The 17,536-nt window shown below is 55.3% G+C and carries 19 protein-coding genes; 13 read left to right on the top strand and 6 right to left on the bottom strand.

The annotated features are described in order from the left end of the window. Window position 1 precedes the first annotated feature (1 nt). Window positions 2-577 (top strand): YggT family protein, encoded by a 576-nt coding sequence (locus tag LG204_RS04170; protein ID WP_230336078.1) that lies wholly within the window; start codon window positions 2-4, stop codon window positions 575-577. Window positions 578-659: 82 nt separating this feature from the next. Here the strand turns inward: LG204_RS04170 and rng are convergent, their stop codons facing one another. Genes rng through LG204_RS04155 form a run of 3 tightly spaced genes read right to left on the bottom strand, consistent with a single transcriptional unit; the run spans window position 660 to window position 3,284 of the window. After that, window positions 660-2,117 (bottom strand): ribonuclease G, encoded by a 1,458-nt coding sequence (rng, locus tag LG204_RS04165; RefSeq protein ID WP_230336077.1) that lies wholly within the window; start codon window positions 2,115-2,117, stop codon window positions 660-662. Window positions 2,118-2,148: 31 nt separating this feature from the next. Continuing rightward, window positions 2,149-2,739: a Maf family protein gene (locus LG204_RS04160; RefSeq protein ID WP_230336076.1), complete on the bottom strand. Its 591-nt coding sequence runs from the start codon at window positions 2,737-2,739 to the stop codon at window positions 2,149-2,151. Next, window positions 2,736-3,284 (bottom strand): DJ-1 family glyoxalase III, encoded by a 549-nt coding sequence (locus LG204_RS04155; protein ID WP_230336075.1) that lies wholly within the window; start codon window positions 3,282-3,284, stop codon window positions 2,736-2,738. Before LG204_RS04155 ends, LG204_RS04160 begins: the two co-directional genes overlap by 4 nt. 96 nt (window positions 3,285-3,380) lie before the next feature. Between LG204_RS04155 and LG204_RS04150 the strand changes: the two genes are divergently transcribed. From LG204_RS04150 to mnmA, 3 genes are read left to right on the top strand one after another with little or no spacing between them, the layout of a single operon-like run. Continuing rightward, entirely contained in the window at window positions 3,381-4,016 is a 636-nt protein-coding gene (locus tag LG204_RS04150) for a YchE family NAAT transporter (RefSeq protein WP_013441447.1), read from the top strand. Window positions 4,017-4,060: 44 nt separating this feature from the next. Next, window positions 4,061-4,519 (top strand): NUDIX hydrolase, encoded by a 459-nt coding sequence (locus LG204_RS04145; protein ID WP_230336074.1) that lies wholly within the window; start codon window positions 4,061-4,063, stop codon window positions 4,517-4,519. Further along, window positions 4,516-5,601 carry a tRNA 2-thiouridine(34) synthase MnmA gene (gene mnmA, locus LG204_RS04140; RefSeq protein WP_230336073.1) on the top strand — a complete coding sequence of 362 codons (1,086 nt, stop codon included), beginning with the start codon at window positions 4,516-4,518 and terminating at the stop codon, window positions 5,599-5,601. Before LG204_RS04145 ends, mnmA begins: the two co-directional genes overlap by 4 nt. 127 nt (window positions 5,602-5,728) lie before the next feature. Here mnmA and LG204_RS04135 read toward each other — a convergent pair whose 3' ends face one another. Further along, on the bottom strand, window positions 5,729-6,340 hold the full coding sequence (locus LG204_RS04135) for a glutathione S-transferase family protein (protein WP_230336072.1): 612 nt from the start codon (window positions 6,338-6,340) through the stop codon (window positions 5,729-5,731). 53 nt (window positions 6,341-6,393) lie between these two features. On the opposite strand from LG204_RS04135, the gene nadC reads away from it, so the two are divergent. From nadC to asd, 6 genes are all read left to right on the top strand, one after another. Further along, window positions 6,394-7,257 (top strand): carboxylating nicotinate-nucleotide diphosphorylase, encoded by an 864-nt coding sequence (gene nadC, locus LG204_RS04130; protein WP_230336071.1) that lies wholly within the window; start codon window positions 6,394-6,396, stop codon window positions 7,255-7,257. A gap of 103 nt (window positions 7,258-7,360) precedes the next feature. Continuing rightward, window positions 7,361-9,142 (top strand): GspE/PulE family protein, encoded by a 1,782-nt coding sequence (locus LG204_RS04125; protein WP_230336070.1) that lies wholly within the window; start codon window positions 7,361-7,363, stop codon window positions 9,140-9,142. A gap of 96 nt (window positions 9,143-9,238) precedes the next feature. Beyond that, entirely contained in the window at window positions 9,239-11,038 is a 1,800-nt protein-coding gene (locus LG204_RS04120; protein WP_268868001.1) for an acetolactate synthase 3 catalytic subunit, read from the top strand. Window positions 11,039-11,051: 13 nt separating this feature from the next. Then, window positions 11,052-11,543: an acetolactate synthase small subunit gene (gene ilvN / locus LG204_RS04115; protein ID WP_230336068.1), complete on the top strand. Its 492-nt coding sequence runs from the start codon at window positions 11,052-11,054 to the stop codon at window positions 11,541-11,543. 107 nt (window positions 11,544-11,650) lie between these two features. Beyond that, a complete protein-coding gene (gene ilvC, locus LG204_RS04110; protein WP_230336067.1) occupies window positions 11,651-12,667 on the top strand; it encodes a ketol-acid reductoisomerase in 1,017 nt (338 codons plus the stop codon). 157 nt (window positions 12,668-12,824) lie between these two features. Continuing rightward, complete coding sequence (gene asd, locus LG204_RS04105; RefSeq protein ID WP_230336066.1) at window positions 12,825-13,670, top strand: archaetidylserine decarboxylase; 846 nt, start codon at window positions 12,825-12,827, stop codon at window positions 13,668-13,670. A gap of 27 nt (window positions 13,671-13,697) precedes the next feature. Here the strand turns inward: asd and LG204_RS04100 are convergent, their stop codons facing one another. Next, on the bottom strand, window positions 13,698-14,219 hold the full coding sequence (locus tag LG204_RS04100; RefSeq protein ID WP_230336065.1) for an RNA pyrophosphohydrolase: 522 nt from the start codon (window positions 14,217-14,219) through the stop codon (window positions 13,698-13,700). Window positions 14,220-14,460: 241 nt separating this feature from the next. On the opposite strand from LG204_RS04100, the gene LG204_RS04095 reads away from it, so the two are divergent. The 3 genes from LG204_RS04095 (at window position 14,461) to LG204_RS04080 (ending at window position 16,617) form a co-directional block, all read left to right on the top strand. Next, the gene (locus LG204_RS04095) at window positions 14,461-15,417 is read left to right on the top strand and encodes a YVTN family beta-propeller repeat protein (protein ID WP_230336064.1); all 957 of its coding nucleotides are present in this window, start codon (window positions 14,461-14,463) and stop codon (window positions 15,415-15,417) included. A gap of 62 nt (window positions 15,418-15,479) precedes the next feature. After that, entirely contained in the window at window positions 15,480-16,001 is a 522-nt protein-coding gene (locus LG204_RS04090; RefSeq protein ID WP_230336063.1) for an SRPBCC family protein, read from the top strand. 196 nt (window positions 16,002-16,197) lie between these two features. Next, window positions 16,198-16,617 (top strand): pilin, encoded by a 420-nt coding sequence (locus LG204_RS04080; RefSeq protein WP_328441089.1) that lies wholly within the window; start codon window positions 16,198-16,200, stop codon window positions 16,615-16,617. A 53-nt stretch (window positions 16,618-16,670) separates the two neighbouring features. Here the strand turns inward: LG204_RS04080 and LG204_RS04075 are convergent, their stop codons facing one another. Next, window positions 16,671-17,435: a 3',5'-cyclic-nucleotide phosphodiesterase gene (locus tag LG204_RS04075; protein ID WP_230336062.1), complete on the bottom strand. Its 765-nt coding sequence runs from the start codon at window positions 17,433-17,435 to the stop codon at window positions 16,671-16,673. Window positions 17,436-17,536: the final 101 nt, after the last annotated feature.

Genomic DNA, 17,536 nt, shown 5'->3' with positions numbered 1-17,536 from the left:
CATGATCGCCAACGCTTTGCAATTTCTGCTGGAAACCATCCTCGGCATGTTTACCTTGGCCGCGCTGCTGCGTTTTTACCTGCAGCTGACTGGCGCGCCTTTCAAAAATCCGGCATCGCAATTCGTCGTGGCCATTACCAACTTTGCAGTCAAGCCGCTGCGTCGGGTGATTCCCGGCTGGGGCGGGCTGGATATCTCCACGCTGATCGTGGCTTTTATCGCCCAGCTGATATTGAAGCTGGCTTCCTTGTGGTTGAGTGACTTCCCGCTGCTCGTTGCGGGCGGCGGTGTATGGATTGCCCTGGTGGGCCTCGCCGTGGTCGGGTTGATCAAGCTCAGCATTTATATCTTCCTGTATGCCGTGATCCTGCAAGCGATCCTGAGTTGGGTAAATCCCTACACGGTGATTACCCCGGTGCTGGATGCGCTGACCCGCCCCATCCTCGCGCCACTGCGCAACCGTGTGCCGCTGGTAGGCGGCTTTGATCTGACACCGATTCTGGTCTTCATCCTCGCGCAATTACTATTGATGCTGGTCGTGGCACCACTGGAGCTGCAATTCCTGAAGCTGTTCTAATCCACAGCCTCATCGCATAGACTCAATAAAAACGGCGCGATCAGATGGTCGCGCCGTTTTTTTATTTATCAAGCATGCCGCCTTACATCAGGATGATGTCAAAGTTTTCTTGCGGATATTGGGTTTCAGCCTGCAGCGATACCGGCTTGCCGATAAAGTCCGACAGATTGGCCAGACTCTGCGACTCTTCATCCAGCAACAGATCAATGACCTTGGGCGAGGCCAGCACGCGCAACTCGCGCGCCGTGAATTGGCGGGCATGCCGCAACAGCTCGCGCAGGATTTCATAGCAGATGGTTTGCGCGGTTTTGATCTCGCCGCGGCCCTGACAGGCGGGGCAAGGCTCACACAGAATATGCGCGAGACTTTCGCGCGTGCGCTTGCGCGTCATTTCCACCAGCCCCAGCGCGGAGAACCCACTGATGCCGGTACGGGCGCGATCCTTGGCCAGCGCGCGCTTCAACTCATCCAGTACCGCCACGCGATGTTCATCCTCATCCATATCAATGAAGTCGATGATGATGATGCCGCCCAGATTGCGCAGTCGCAGCTGCCGGGCAATACATTGCGATGCCTCAAGATTGGTTTTGAAGATGGTATCGGCCAGGCTGCGGCCATTGACGAAGCCACCGGTATTCACGTCCACCGTGGTCAGCGCTTCGGTCTGGTCAAAAATGAGATAGCCGCCAGACTTCATCTCCACCTTGCGCGACATGGCACGCTCGATTTCCTGCTCGACATGGTACATATCAAACAGTGGGCGCTCGCCCTGGTAATGTTCCAGCTTTTTCACGGCGCCGATGGCGTAGTGTTGACCAAACTCCAATAGCTTCTGATAAGTCTCGCGCGAATCGACCAGCACGCGGTCGGTGTCTTCATTCACCACATCGCGCAATACGCGCATGGGCAGGCTGAGATCCTGAAACACCAGCGAACGGTCTGCCGCGCCATGGCTGGCCGCCTGAATATTGCTCCAGACCTTGTTGAGATAATCCACATCCGCCAGCAACTCATCATCGGTGGCGGTCTCGGACATGGTGCGTATGATGTAGCCGCCCTGCCGGTTTTCTGGCAACAGCTTGAGCAGCCGCTCTTTCAGAAATTCGCGCTCGGCTTCGTCTTCAATCCGCTGCGACACGCCGATATGCTGCTGCTGTGGCAGATACACCAGAAAGCGCCCGGCGATGCTGACCTGGGTCGTCAGGCGCGCACCTTTGGTTCCTATCGGCTCTTTGATCACCTGCACCATGATGGGCTGGCCTTCGTGCAGCACTTCCTGAATGGTTTTTTCCTTGTCCTTGTCGCTATTGGCGCACTCCAGCACATCGGCCACATGCAGAAATGCCGCGCGCTGCAGGCCGATCTCAACAAACGCAGACTGCATGCCCGGCAATACACGGCAGACGCGGCCACGGTAGATATTGCCCACCAGGCCCAGCGAGGTATTGCGCTCGATATGCAGCTCCTGCACGATGCACTGCTCGATAATGGCCACCCGCGTTTCTTGCGGGGTGACGTTGATCAGAATGTCTTCACTCATTTACCAGCTCTCTGCCATGCATGCATGACGCTCACAACACGGAAATTCCTGCCTGCTTCAATAGTTCGGACGTCTCAAATACCGGTAAGCCCATCACCCCGGAATAGCTGCCCTCAATGCGGCGAATAAAAGTACTGGCCAAGCCCTGTATGCCATAAGCGCCGGCTTTGTCACGCGGCTCGCCGCTGGCAATGTAAGCCTGAATAGTGGCCTCGTCCAGCGTGGCCATCTCCACACGGGTGGTAGACAAGCGTACATGTACGCCCGATGCCGAGGCGACTGCCACGCCAGTATGCACCTCATGCCAGCGCCCGGACATGCGCAACAGCATCGCGCGGGCATCCGCATCGTCTTCCGGCTTGCCAAGTATCAGGCCATCAATCGCTACCGTGGTATCCGCCGCGAGCAGTGGCAGGGCTTCACAACCTTGCGCCTGCAATGCGGCGAGGCCGGTTTCCGCCTTGGCTTGCGCCAGGCGCAGCACATAATCGTGGGGGGCTTCATCGGGCAACGGCGACTCATCCACATCGGCGGCCATGAATATCGTCTCCAGGCCCAATTGCTGCAGCAGCTCGGCACGGCGCGGTGAACGCGATGCCAGATATATACGTTTTTTCATCATGCTCTTTGCAAAGGTTCTTCTACCGCCTGGCGCTTGGCCTCGCCACACAGCAAGCCCACCAGCGTCAGCGCAAATGCCATGGCCGTACCAGGTCCGCGTGAGGTGACAATGCGGCCATCCACCACCACGGCATCTTCCACATAATGATGGCTCCCCGGCAGCTGATCCAGCACACCGGGGAAGCTGGTCGCGCGCTTGCCTTCCAGCAATCCGGCCGCATGCAATGCCATGGGCGCCGCGCAGATGGCGGCAATATAGCGGCCTTCCGCTGCATATTGCGTCAGCAGTGCCTGAATGCGCACATCGTTTTTCAAATGCTCGGAACCCGGCATGCCACCAGGCAATACCAGCATATCGAATGGCTGCTGATGCACCTCATCCAGCAAGGCATCTGCCAGCAGGCGCGTTCCACGGCTACAGTTCACCGGTCCTGGCGTCAAACTGGCCGCCACAACATCCACGCCAGCGCGGCGCAAAATATCCATCACGATGACGGCTTCCATCTCTTCACAGCCATGGGCCAGTGGAATCAATACAGAGGGCATAAAACCTTGTGCGGCAGTTATAATCAAATGGTGACAAATACTAACTGATGTCTACAAAAACCACCAACCGAAGCCTGTCACGGAGAATCTGAAGCTATGAGCGAATGGGCCTACCTGTTCAAAACCGGCATTGCCCTGTTTGCCATCGTCAACCCGGTGGGCAGTGTGCCTATATTCATCAGCGCCACCGATGGCTGGAGCCCCAAAGATCGCGCCCGCACCGCCAAAACCGTTGGGCTGACGGTATTTGTTGTGCTGATGACGTCGGCGTTTCTCGGCAATGGCATTCTGGATTTCTTCAGCATCAGCATTCCCTCGTTTCAGGTCGGCGGCGGCATACTGGTCATGCTGATCGCGATCTCCATGATGCACGGCAAGCAAAGCCATGCACGGCAGACGCCGGAAGAAGCCCAGGCAGTGGCCGAACGCGAGGTCATCGCCATCGTGCCGCTCAGCATCCCGCTGCTGGCGGGGCCAGGCGCCATCAGTAGCATGATCATCACGGCGCAAAAGCATTCCGGCTTCTGGGGGCATGTGTCATTGATTGTGCCGGTAGCCGCGGTATGCCTGCTGATCTGGCTGACCTTGCGACTGTCTTCTGCGATTGCCCACAAGCTGGGGACATTGGGGATTAACATCGTCACACGCCTGATGGGTCTGATTCTGGCGGCGATGGCGGTAGAGTTCATTGCGCAGGGTATTAGCGGACTTTTTCCCGGTTTGAATGGCTAAGCCGTAGCAAGCGCGGTAAAATATGCAATTTTTCAAGCAATTGCATGGTCTGGAAACCCAACACCACTGTCGCCGCCATCGTTGAGCAGGACGGCAAATTCCTGCTGGTAGAAGAAGACACCGCGGACGGCGTGCGCTTCAACCAGCCGGCTGGCCATCTGGAACGCGGTGAATCCCTGCTGGAAGCCGTGATCCGCGAAACCCGCGAAGAATCAGCCTACCGCTTTGAGCCGCAAGCCCTGCTTGGCATTTACCAATGGCATCATCCGCAAAAAGACATTACCTATATGCGGTATGCCTTTATTGGCGCAGTGTCCGACCACGATCCGCAGCAACCACTGGATAGCGGCATACGGCGCGCCTTGTGGATGAGCCTGGAGGAAATCCAGTCCTGTCGCGCGCTGCATCGCAGCCCGCAGGTGCTTACCTGCATCGAACATTATCTGGCGGGGCAACGTTTCCCGCTCAACATCATTACCCATCTGGAACGCGGTGAACCATGAGTAAAAAGCGTGTAGTCGTCGGCCTGTCCGGCGGCGTCGACTCTTCTGTAACGGCCTTGCTATTGAAAGAGCAAGGCTATGACGTCGTGGGTCTTTTCATGAAAAACTGGGAAGACGACGACACCGATGAATACTGCCCCGCCAAGCAGGACTTGATAGACGCCGCTGCCGTCGCCGACAAGATCGGCATTGAGCTGGAAGCGGTCAACTTCAGCAAGGAATACAAAGAGCGTGTTTTCCAGAACTTCCTGGAAGAGTATCAGGCAGGCCGTACACCCAACCCGGACATCTTCTGCAACTCGGAAATCAAGTTCAAGGCCTTTCTGGATCATGCCATGGGCCTGGGCGCAGACCTGATTGCCACCGGCCATTACGCGCAAGTACGCGAGAAAAACGGCTTGTTCCAGCTATTAAAAGCGGAAGACGGCAGCAAGGACCAAAGCTATTTCCTCTATCGCCTTAACCAGCGCCAACTCAGCAAAACACTGTTTCCGCTGGGCGGCCTGTTAAAGCGTGAGGTGCGTGAAATCGCCCATCGCGAAGGCTTGGTGACGGCCGGAAAAAAAGACTCCACCGGCATCTGCTTTATCGGCGAGCGGCCATTCCGCGAGTTCCTCAATCGCTACCTGCCACGCGAACCCGGCGAAATGCAAACGCCGGAAGGCAAGGTGGTGGGCGAACACGAAGGCCTGATGTATTACACGCTGGGTCAGCGCCAGGGCCTGAAGATTGGCGGCTCGCGCGAAAGTAATGGCGAGCCATGGTTTGTGGCGGGCAAGGATATGCAGCGCAATGTGCTGGTTGTGGTGCAAGGGCATGACCATCCGCTACTGTCCAACGACGGCCTGGTTGCCAGCCAGCTGCACTGGATTGCCGGTGAAGCGCCGGAAACGCATTGGGTATATGCTGCCAAGACCCGCTATCGCCAGCCGGATGCGCCCTGCGAGATTGATCGCCTGGAAGAAAACGAAACCGAAATCCGCTTCGGTCAGCCGCAATGGGCGATTACGCCGGGACAATCCGCGGTCGTCTATGAAAGCCAGGTGTGCTTGGGTGGCGGCATCATTACGCGCGCGGTTTGACGCTAGCGGTAAAACTGGGGGGACGGAGATTGCACGCGAGTTGAATCGGGTGCTTTGAAGCTTCAGCGCTAAAACATCGACACTCTGGGTTACGCTTGGCCTCACAACTGCTTAACCGGCTCTGCTATTACTGAGCGGGTGGCATAGTATCCTTGAACGATGGACGCTGCAGCATGGCGGCATAATGCCGGGCCAGATTGGGGTAGGTTTCCTGCCAGCCAAGATGGGCATAGCGCAGGTCCATGTAGCCCAGCACACAGCCCAACGCAATATCCGCAAGACTGAAGTTGCCGTTGACACACCACTTGGCCGCGCCCAGTTCATCATTCATGGCGGCAAGGCCACGCGTGACTTTACCCAATTGTTTTTCCAGCACTGCCGCATCCTGCTTTTCAGGTGCACGGCGACCTTCCATGATCACCGCCACGGCGGCATCGCACACGCCATCGGCCAACGCTTCCCAGCGGCGAACGCGAATTTTCTGACCATGATCTTGCGGAATCAGATGGGCCACCGGGGTACGGTGGTCAAGAAACTCCACGATGACGCGCGAATCAAAAATGCTCTCACCATCATCCAGCACGAGCACGGGAATCTTGCCCAAGGGATTGTGGTCCGGCACCGGGCAATCAGGATCGGCAAGCACGACCTGCACCATCTCGATATCAATCCGTTTTTCGGCGGCCACGACGCGTACCTTGCGGGCATAGGGGCTGGTAAGTGAGTAATAGAGCTTCATAGGGATGGAGGTATTCGACGAAGATAAGCGTAGTCGGCATTATAATGTAATTTATGAATACCACCCTATCCGCCCCCCTCCTCACCAGCGAATTACAGAGAGCTATTCAACGCAATATCGAGGCAGCCATTGCCGAAGATATTGCAGGCGGCGACCTCACGGCTAGCCTGGTACCCGCCGATCAGCACGCACATGCCACGTTGATCAGTCGCGAGCAGGCCATCATTTGCGGTATTCCTTGGGTGGAGGCATGTTTTACCCGATTGGCACCAGATGCCAAACTGGAGTGGCAGATCAGCGAAGGTGCTGAAGTCACCGCCGGGCAAACTCTGTGTACCATCACGGGCAATGCGCGGCAAATCCTGACCGCTGAACGCTGCGCGCTGAATTTTCTGCAGACCTTGTCGGCGACCGCCACGGTCACTGCGCGCTATGTGCAAGCAGTGCAAGGCACCAAAGCGCGAATTCTGGATACCCGTAAAACCTTGCCTGGCCTGCGCATGGCACAAAAATATGCCGTCACCATCGGCGGCGGCATGAACCAGCGCATGGGCTTGTACGACGGTATTTTGATCAAGGAAAATCATATTGCCGCTGCAGGCAGCATTGCGGCGGTGATGCAAGCCGCCATCAAATTGAGCTCGCATGCCAGCCTGCAGATTGAGGTAGAGTCACTGGAACAACTGGAAGAAGCCTTGCAAGCGGGAGCCAAGCTGATTCTGCTGGACAATTTTGATCTGGATGGCATGCGCAAGGCCGTGGCATTGACGGCAGGCCGCGCAACCCTGGAAGCCTCCGGCGGTGTGGAGTTGGAAACCGTGCGCGCTATCGCGGAGACTGGAGTCGACCGCATTTCAATTGGCGGCCTGACCAAACATGTGCATGCGATAGATTTATCCCTGAGATTTCAAGGCTGAGTGTTGCAAGACTTACAATCGTAAAAACGCTAGACCCGTGAGCGCGTTTGCCACTATCCTGAATGACTGAAATATGACAACAGGACATACCGAAGGACCCCACATGAGCAAAGTCGCCGCCACCGCCAAACCTTTGCAAGGCCGCCTAACGATAGGCGATGTATTGCGCATGCTGGTGAATGACGGCATGGTGGAAAAAAAGGATGCCGAGCAGTTATATAAAGATCGCAAGCTCGACAAATCCAACTTGCATCCATTGGTGGTCATCGGCGAACAAAAGTGGAAAAGCCTGCAGAGTCCACACAAGCCTTTGTCCGTTGAAAACCTGACCGAGTGGCTGGCCAAGCGTGTGGGCCTCGATTACTTTCATATCGACCCGCTCAATCTGGATTTTGGGTCGGTGGCTCAGGTGGTCTCCAAAGCCTATGCCGAACGCCTGAAAATCATGCCGGTCAAGGTAGGCGCCAACGAAGCTACCATTGCCACCGCAGAACCCTTCCTGACCGACTGGATCCCCGATCTTGAGCGCATCATGAATCTCAAGATACGTCTGGTAGTTGCCAATCCGCTGGAGATCAACCGCTACCTGCCCGAAGTCTACAACCTCGCCAATTCGATCAATCTGGCCAACACAGCCAAGGCCGGGCAGATCATCGGGGTGCAGAACTTCGAACAACTGGTGGAACTGGGCAAGAACAAGAACCTGGACGCCAACGAGCAACATATCGTCAACATCGTTGACTGGCTGTTCAAATACGCATTCGAGCAGCGCGCCAGCGATATTCACCTGGAGCCGCGCCGCAACCTCGGCATCATGCGTTTCCGCATTGACGGTGTGCTGCATCAGGTTTACCAGCTGCCTTCCACCATCATGAATGCCATTACCAGCCGCATCAAACTGCTGGGCCGCATGGACATGGTGGAAAAACGCCGCCCGCAGGATGGCCGTATCAAAACGCTGACCACCGAAGGCAATGAAGTCGAGCTACGCCTTTCCACCATGCCAACGGCGTTTGGCGAAAAACTGGTGATGCGGGTATTTACGCCGGATGTCATCGTCAAGGACTTCATCGAACTGGGCTTTTCGCCTGAGCAAGATACCCAATGGCGTGCGTGGACCCGCAATCCGAATGGCATCATTCTGGTGACCGGTCCTACGGGGTCTGGCAAAACCACCACGCTGTATTCCACCCTCAAGCAACTGGCCACACCGGAAGTCAATGTATGTACGGTGGAAGAACCTATTGAAATGGTGGAGCCTGCGTTCAACCAGATGCAAGTGCAGCAGAATATTGACCTCAGTTTTGCCGATGGCATACGCACGCTGCTGCGGCAGGACCCGGACATCATCATGGTCGGCGAAATCCGCGATGTGGAAACCGCCGAAATGGCAATACAGGCCGCGCTGACCGGTCACCTTGTGCTGTCGACATTGCATACCAACGATGCGCCATCTGCCATCACTCGCTTGCTGGATCTTGGCGTGCCGTCCTACCTCATTCAGTCCACAGTGCTCGGCATCATGGCACAACGTCTGGTACGCACCCTGTGCCCCGCATGCAAGCAACCCATCAACATAGATAGCGAGCAGTGGCAGCAATACACCGCCCCCTGGAAGCTGCCGCCGCCTGCGCATGCACACGGTATTATCGGCTGTCTGGAATGCCGCATGACGGGCTATCGCGGCCGCAGTGGCATTTATGAAATGCTGACCATCACGCCCGAGATCAAAAAACTCATCACTCCGGATGCCGACCTGGCAAAAATCCGCGCCATGGCCTACAAGCAAGGCATGCAGCCATTACTCATCAACGGTGCCGAAAAAATCGCAGCCGGGCTCACCACCATGGAAGAATTGAGCAAGGTCGCCCCACCTCTGGAATAAGCCTCAACGTCGCAAATTTCATTATCTGTGCCGAATATGTTTGTACATCCGTCAATTTCGCATTTTGATTCTTGACCAAATACATTCAAACAGTTACTGTTCAGGGTTCCCCAATTCTCAGTAAAAACAGCAAGATTTATGGAAGACCCTAGCAATCCGACCACGGGCAATCAATGCACGGGCGCAGAAATCGTTATTCGCTGCTTGCAGGAGGAAAACGTCAAATTCGTTTTCGGCTATCCTGGCGGCGCTGTCCTGAATATTTACGACGCGATTTTCAATCAAACCCACTTCAAGCACGTGCTGGTTCGTCATGAGCAGGCTGCCGTGCATGCGGCGGATGCTTACGCGCGTGCCACAGGCGAGGTCGGCGTTGCACTGGTGACTTCAGGTCCAGGTGCAACCAATGCCGTGACCGGCATTGCCACCGCCTACATGGACTCCATTCCACTTGTTGTGCTGAGTGGCCAGGTACCTGCGCCCTCCATTGGCATGGACGCTTTCCAGGAAGTCGACATGGTCGGCATTACCCGCCCCTGTGTAAAACACAACTTCCTGGTAAAAGACATCAAGGATCTTGCTGCCACCATCAAAAAAGCCTTCTATATCGCTGGCACGGGTCGTCCAGGCCCGGTGGTGGTGGATATCCCCAAGGACATCACGGCGCAGTTCCATGCCTTCAGCTACCCTGAAACCGTGGAAATGCGCTCGTACAACCCGATACTCAAGGGTCACTCCGGACAGATCAAGAAAGCGTTGCGTCTGATGCTGGATGCCAAGCGCCCCATGTTATACACGGGCGGCGGCATTATTCTGGGCGATGCGTCCGAACAGCTGGTCAAGCTGACACGCCGCCTTGGCTTCCCTATTACCAACACACTGATGGGCCTGGGCGGCTACCCCGCTACCGATCGTCAGTTTGTTGGCATGCTGGGCATGCACGGCACGCTGGAAGCCAATATGGCGATGCAGGACTGTGATGTGCTGATTGCCATCGGCGCGCGTTTTGATGACCGCGTAATTGGTAACCCGGATCATTTCTTCAGCAAGAGTCGCACCATCATTCATATTGATGTCGACCCTTCTTCCATCTCCAAGCGCGTGAAAGTGGACGTGCCGATTGTCGGCCACGTACAGTCCGTGCTCGGCGAGATGAATGACCTGCTGGATGGCGAGTTCAAGGCCGCTGCCGACAAGAAGCCGGAAGAGGCTGCCATTCAGGCATGGTGGACCCAGATCGAGGCATGGCGCAGCAAGAAGTGCCTGAGCTATGACCGCAACAGCGACATCATCAAGCCGCAGTATGTGCTGGAAAAATTGTGGGAAGTGACCAAGGGCGATGCCTTTATCACCTCCGACGTGGGCCAGCACCAGATGTGGGCGGCGCAATATTACAAATTCGACAAGCCACGTCGCTGGATCAACTCTGGCGGCCTGGGCACCATGGGTGTGGGCCTGCCTTACGCCATGGGCGTGCAGCTGGCTTACCCCGATGCACAAGTCGCCTGTGTGACTGGCGAAGCTTCGATCCAGATGTGTATTCAGGAGCTGTCTACCTGCAAGCAGTTCCACCTGCCGGTCAAGGTGGTCACGCTGAACAACCGCTACATGGGCATGGTGCGCCAGTGGCAGGAGTTCTTCTACGGCAACCGTTACTCCGAATCCTACATGGACGCGCTGCCTGACTTCGTCAAACTGGCGGAGGCTTATGGCCACGTTGGCATGCGCATCGAGAAGCCATCCGATGTAGAGCCAGCACTGAAAGAAGCTTTTGGCCCCAAGCTGAAAGAGCGCATGGTATTCATGGACTTCCTCACTGACCAGAAGGAAAACGTATTCCCGATGGTGCCGAATGGCAAGGGGTTGTCCGAGATGATTCTGGCCGAAGAACTGTAGAGCGAGCTGTTAGATGAAACACATTATTTCCTTACTCATGGAAAACGAAGCGGGCGCATTGTCCCGCGTGGCCGGCCTGTTCTCAGCGCGTGCCTACAACATTGAATCCCTGACTGTGGCTCCTACCGAAGATCCCACATTGTCACGCATGACCATCGTCACTTCCGGATCCGATGAAGTGATCGAGCAGATCATCAAGCAGCTCAACAAGCTGGTGGATGTGGTCAAGGTACTCGACCTTAACGATGGTCGTTATATCGAACGCGAACTGATGCTGGTCAAGGTGAAAGCCACCGGCCCTTTCCGCGAAGAAATGAAACGTATGTGCGATATCTTCCGTGGTCGCATCATTGATGTGGCAGACGGCAGTTACACCATCGAGCTTACCGGCACTGGCAGCAAGCTGGATGCGTTTCTGGAAGCGCTGGACAAGACAGCCATACTGGAAACAGTGCGTACCGGCGCCTCTGGCATTGGACGCGGCGACCGAATTCTCAAGATTTAATCATGGTGAGTTCGGGCAATTGAATGCCCGTAGCCTGACGCTGAACAGCCCAGGCCCGATTTCAACCATCCGGACTCACGCCAAACACTATAAATTTAGGAGTTGAAATGAAAGTTTATTACGATAAAGACGCCGACCTTTCACTGATCAAGAATCTGAAAGTTACGATCGTCGGTTATGGCTCTCAAGGCCATGCCCATGCACAAAACCTGAAGGACTCCGGTGTCAATGTCACCGTGGCCCTGCGCAAAGACGGCAGCTCCTGGAGCAAGGCTGTGAATGCAGGTCACCAGGTTGCTGAAATCGCTGATGCAGTGAAGCAGGCCGATCTGGTCATGATTCTGCTGCCAGATGAAACCATGCCGCAAATCTACCACGCTGACATCGCTGCCAACCTCAAGCAGGGCGCAACCGTTGCCTTCGCTCACGGCTTCAACATCCATTACAACCAGATCATCCCACGTGCTGATCTGGATGTGATCATGATTGCGCCTAAGGGCCCAGGCCACACCGTGCGCTCCGAGTACCTGAAGGGCGGCGGCGTACCTACCCTGATCGCTGTTTACCAGGACCAATCCGGCAAGGCAAAGGATGTAGCACTGTCCTATGCTTGCGCCAACGGCGGCACCAAAGGCGGCGTGATCGAAACCAACTTCCGCGAAGAAACCGAAACCGATCTGTTCGGCGAACAAGCTGTGCTGTGCGGTGGCGCGGTTGAGCTGGTAAAGGCTGGCTTTGAAACCCTGACCGAAGCTGGTTACGCTCCGGAAATGGCCTACTTCGAATGCCTGCACGAGCTGAAGCTGATTGTGGATCTGATGTACGAAGGCGGCATCGCCAACATGAACTACTCGATCTCCAACAACGCAGAATACGGTGAGTATGTGACCGGTCCACGCGTGATTGCTGATCAGGCACGTGCTGCCATGAAGGAATGCCTGAAGAACATCCAGACCGGCGAATACGCCAAGCAGTTCATTGCAGAAGGCCGTACCAACTACCCATCCATGACGGCACGTCGTCGCCTGAACGCTGCTCACCCCATCGAGCAAGTCGGTGGCCAGTTACGCGCCATGATGCCTTGGATCACCAAGAACAAGCTGGTTGACCAAAGCAAGAACTAAGAAGCGCAATTCCGTCATGCGCGCAGTCAGCGCATGACAACATAAAAAAGGCGGTGCTGATGCATCGCCTTTTTTATTCCCTCCACCCGGCGCATTCCTTGGGACTTGTTGCCGCTATCATTATAATAGTCCGCTCATTGCCCATCCGGAATCTTGTGTGTTGAATCGTCTCGCCGTCTCCCTGCAATACCTCTTGCCCAAACAGGCCATCACCGTTTTTGCCGGATGGGTCGCCAATGCCCGCATGGGCTGGATCACAACGGCGATTATTCGCTGGTTCGTAGCTCGCTATGCCGTCAACATGCAGGAAGCCGTTGAGCCCGATATCCGGCGCTACGTCAGTTTTAATGAATTCTTTACCCGCCCACTGCGCACAGATGCCCGCCCCACCGCGGAGGCCACCTGGCTATGCCCGGTTGATGGCGCTATCAGCCAGATTGGCCTTATTGTTGGCGACCAGATTTTTCAGGCCAAAGGCCACCACTACTCCACCACGGCATTGCTGGCAGGCAATCAGGCACTGGCAGATGAATTTCAGGATGGCCACTTTGCCACCCTCTACCTCAGCCCCAGAGACTATCACCGCATCCACATGCCCTGCGATGGGCATCTGCTGCGCATGACCTATGTACCCGGCGATCTGTTTTCGGTAAACCCGGTAACCGCCCAGGGCGTGCCTGGCCTGTTTGCGCGCAACGAGCGCGTAGTGTGCGAGTTTGACTCAGCCCACGGCAAGTTCGTGCTGGTACTGGTGGGCGCCACCATCGTCGGCAGCATGGCCACCACCTGGCATGGCGTGGTTAATCCGCCACGTCCGGGCAATATCTCTGTATGGGAATATGCCGAGCACCAGATTCACCTCAAGCAGAACGAGGAAATGGGTCGGTTTTTATTGGGTTCTACTGTCGTCCTGCTTTTTCCAAAGCAGCCTTTAGAGTTTAATCCGCTATGGCAGGAAGAGCGCCCAATCAGACTGGGCGAAGCCATGGCAAACAGGGGCTAGCAGGCGCCAGCCCCCGGCAGGCTTTACTCAAGAAGCAATAATCGAGCTGCCGTGGCTACGCGGCTTTTTGCGGGGATCTCCACTAAGATGCGCAGCAAGCTCATTGAGCGCCAGGCGATAAACCTCACGCTTGAACTCAATCACGCTATCCATGGGCACCCAGTACTCGCTCCAGCGCCAAGCATCAAACTCAGGATGCGTGCTGGCACGCAGCGAAACATCCGAATCGCGGCCTACCATACGCAGCAAAAACCATATCTGCTTCTGGCCGCGATAGCTGCCGCGCCATTCCCGCTTGATCCAGTTGGTGGGGACTTCATACCGCAACCAGTCACGAGTGCGGCCAAGAATTTTGACATGCTCAGGGCGCAGGCCAACCTCTTCCATAAGTTCACGGTACATGGCCTGCTCTGGCGTTTCGCCGTGCTTGATGCCACCCTGCGGGAACTGCCAGGAGTGTTCGCGAATACGCTTGCCCCAGAAAACCTCATTGCGGGCATTGCATAATATGATGCCGACATTCGGGCGATATCCATCGCGATCTATCATGACGTACTACCTTAATAATTTAGTGTAATTTTTTCACACTTCAGCCCCGATTGAAAGCTGCATGCCAACTTGCCTCACCAGAGGCAACAGGATTGCGTCTGCATGCCGGCCAAATTCGGGAATATCACCCGCCAAGCGCGGCTTGACGCTCTTTGCAAGCGGCCCGTATACTGCGTAGTCAACCATATCGGCTTTTCAAGCGTTTGATTCACATCACAACCATCCGCAGATCCGCTTCCCATTGAAATCGCTGCTTATCATCATTGCCGCACTCTCCACCTGCATCGCATGGTCATGCCAGGCTGGCAGCTTTGCCTATATCAGCAATCAAGGCAATAACACGGTTTCGGTGATTGATCTTGCGTCGAATCAGGTCATTGCCAGCATAGAAGTTGGCAAAGCCCCTGTAGGTGTTGCCACCTCTGCAGCCTTGGGCCGCACATACATCAGCAATGTTGATGGCCAATCCATTACCGTGATCGACAGCCAGCATTATCAAGTACTGCAAGAGCTGCCTTTGCATGGATCCCCGGTCGGCATTGCTCTCTCGCCAGACAGCAAAACGCTGTACGTTGCCGACTGGTTTGAAGACAAGGTGCTCGCTCTGGATACCGCCGACCTAACGCAGCAGCGTGTGGTCAGCGTGGGCAAGGCCCCAGCAGGCATTATCGTCAGCCCTGACGGCAAGCAGCTTTATGTGGCCAATCGCGATAGCAACGATGTCGCCATCATTGATACCGCAAGCATGCAGATCGTCAGTCGCATTGCCGTGGGTGAACATCCTTTTGGCCTGGGACTTAGCCGGGATGGCAAACAGCTTTACGCCGTCAATGTATACAGCAACAGCGTCTCCATGATTGATACGCAAACGCTCAAGGTCAGCACCATCAAGGTAGGGGAACATCCCTACTGCGTCACGGTCAGCACGGATGGTAGCCGCATCTACGTCACCAATACGCAAAGCGACAATGTCTCGGTGATTGATGCCAGCCAGCAAAAAGTCATCAGCATCGTGCCGGTGGGAGGTTACCCCGAAGGCATCAGTTTTGATCATGCGAACCAGCGGGTTTACGTCGCCAACTGGTTCGACAACACGGTTTCAGTGATCGACGCCAGCAACAATAAACTGATTGCTACCATTGCCACTGACAAGCAAAGTCGGGCATTCGGCCAGTTTATTCAGGAGACGGCGCACTGAGAATGAATCCAGCCCCGGATTCGGATTTAGCAAAAAGACTTTTATCAACGGAGAAAAATCGCATGAAAAAACTACTCGCCCTTATCGCTCTGGCCGTCATGCCCCTGACTGCCGCTGCTCACGGCCCATCGCCACAAAAAGTTGAAAAAACAGTCACCATCAAGGCTGACCCAGCCAAGGTCTGGGCGCTGATCAAGGACTTCGGCAACATGCAAAAATGGCACCCCGCCGTTGCCAGCACCAAGCTTGAAACCAAGGATGGTGACACCTATCGCCTGCTGACTCTCAAGGGCGGCGGCACCATCTACGAAAAACTGCGTAGCGCTGACGATGCCGACATGAAGCTGAAATATGAAATCGTGGAAGGCGTATTGCCCGTTGCCGACTACAACTCCTTCATCACCGTCAAGGCAGGCCCTGGCGCTGGCGAAAGCACGGTGACCTGGGTAGGCCGCTTTTACCGCGTATACAAGCTGAACCCACCTATCCCCCCAGGCCAGGATGACGAATCCGCCATCAACGCTGTGACCGGCGTGTACGATGCCGGCTTGGCCAACCTGAAGAAAGTGGCCGAAGGCAACTAATTGCCCTCAGCAATCGGTGACATTTTTTGTCACTGAAAATCAAAAAAGCGGATGTCACCATCCGCTTTTTTTTTGCCTGCGTTATGCTTGATTCATCTGATAAACGAAGTGATCAACAAACACCCCGTTTATCGACGCAATACCCCTGGCAGCAAACTGCTAGAGACTCTCCTAAATTGACTGAAAAGGTGATGACATGAAAAACGTACAGCAAGGTTTTACCTTAATCGAACTGATGATCGTGGTCGCGATTATCGGCATTTTGGCAGCGGTGGCATTGCCTGCTTATCAGGATTACACCATTCGCGCACGTGTAACAGAAGGCTTGGGCCTGGCAGCCGCGCAAAAGCTCACCGTCGGTGAAAATGTTGCCAATGCTGGTGGCGTTGTTGATGCTACGGCATGCCGAGGCGTCAATACAAATGTGGCAGGGAATGTTTCATCCCTCACCTGCGATGCAGGCGTGTTGGTCGTCACAATGACCGACAAGGCCCGCAATGTGGCTCTGACACTGACCCCTTCAGTTGCCAATGTAAACTCTCCAGTCGCTTGGAGATGCGGGACAGCTGACACAAGCTATAACTTTGTCCCCGCCGAATGCCGTCAAGCACCATAATACCTAGTCGTATATAAATAAAAGCCCTTTATAAGGGCTTTTATTTTGTCAATTTACAGCTTGAACAACTGCATATTCTGCAACCCACGCAAGGCCGCATGTTTCGAGCTTTGCTCAACCTGATACATGATCTCGCCCCCCTCGCCCGGCTTCAGATGGGTGATGTAGATATGGGCTGATCGCTGCAGTTTACTCAACTCTTCAAACAATAACGATGGGCACAGGTGTCTTGATGCCTCTGCCAATGCCTTCTCATCATTGCCAAACGCCGTTTCAATCAGCAGGTATTTCAGGTTTTCAATTCGGTTAACCTGTTCCCACAAAGCATCGCAAGTGGTGGTATCGCCCGTGAATACCATGCTGTGAACGCCACTATCCAGCCAGTAGCCAACAGCAGGCACAGTATGATGGGCAGCAAGCGGGGTTATGCTCCGCTGACCCAGTGCGATGGTTTCACCCATCTCAATTTCGGCATAGCACATCAAGGGCTTGGCTTCGCTGGGTAGAGCGCTGAAATCAGGCCAGATGGTCCAATTGAAGATATGCGTCTTAAGCGCATGCAAGGTGTCGGGCAGTCCATAAATAGTCACGGGCGCTTGGCGCAGGCCAGCGACGGTATCGAGCATCAGCGGCAAACAGGCAATATGATCCAGATGCGAATGGGTGAGGAAGACATGATCAATTCGAGCCATTTGCTCAATACTGAGATCGCCCACGCCGGTACCAGCGTCGATCAGGATATCGTCGTCCACCAGCAATGAGGTAGTGCGCAGATTGCCGCCTATGCCACCGCTACATCCCAATACTTTTACCTGCATGGCACTCGCTCCATATAGCCCCGCTTCCGTCTTTTGTTATGATAGGTGCATGCCCGCTGCCGGACGGACGGGCATGGCAAGATGGTAGCGCGTATTATCCA

Source organism: Methylovorus menthalis (genome assembly GCF_020523625.1).
Lineage (GTDB): Bacteria > Pseudomonadota > Gammaproteobacteria > Burkholderiales > Methylophilaceae > Methylovorus > Methylovorus menthalis.
Note: the sequence above shows the minus strand (reverse complement) of the source record. Positions and strands in the feature narration are given on the sequence as shown.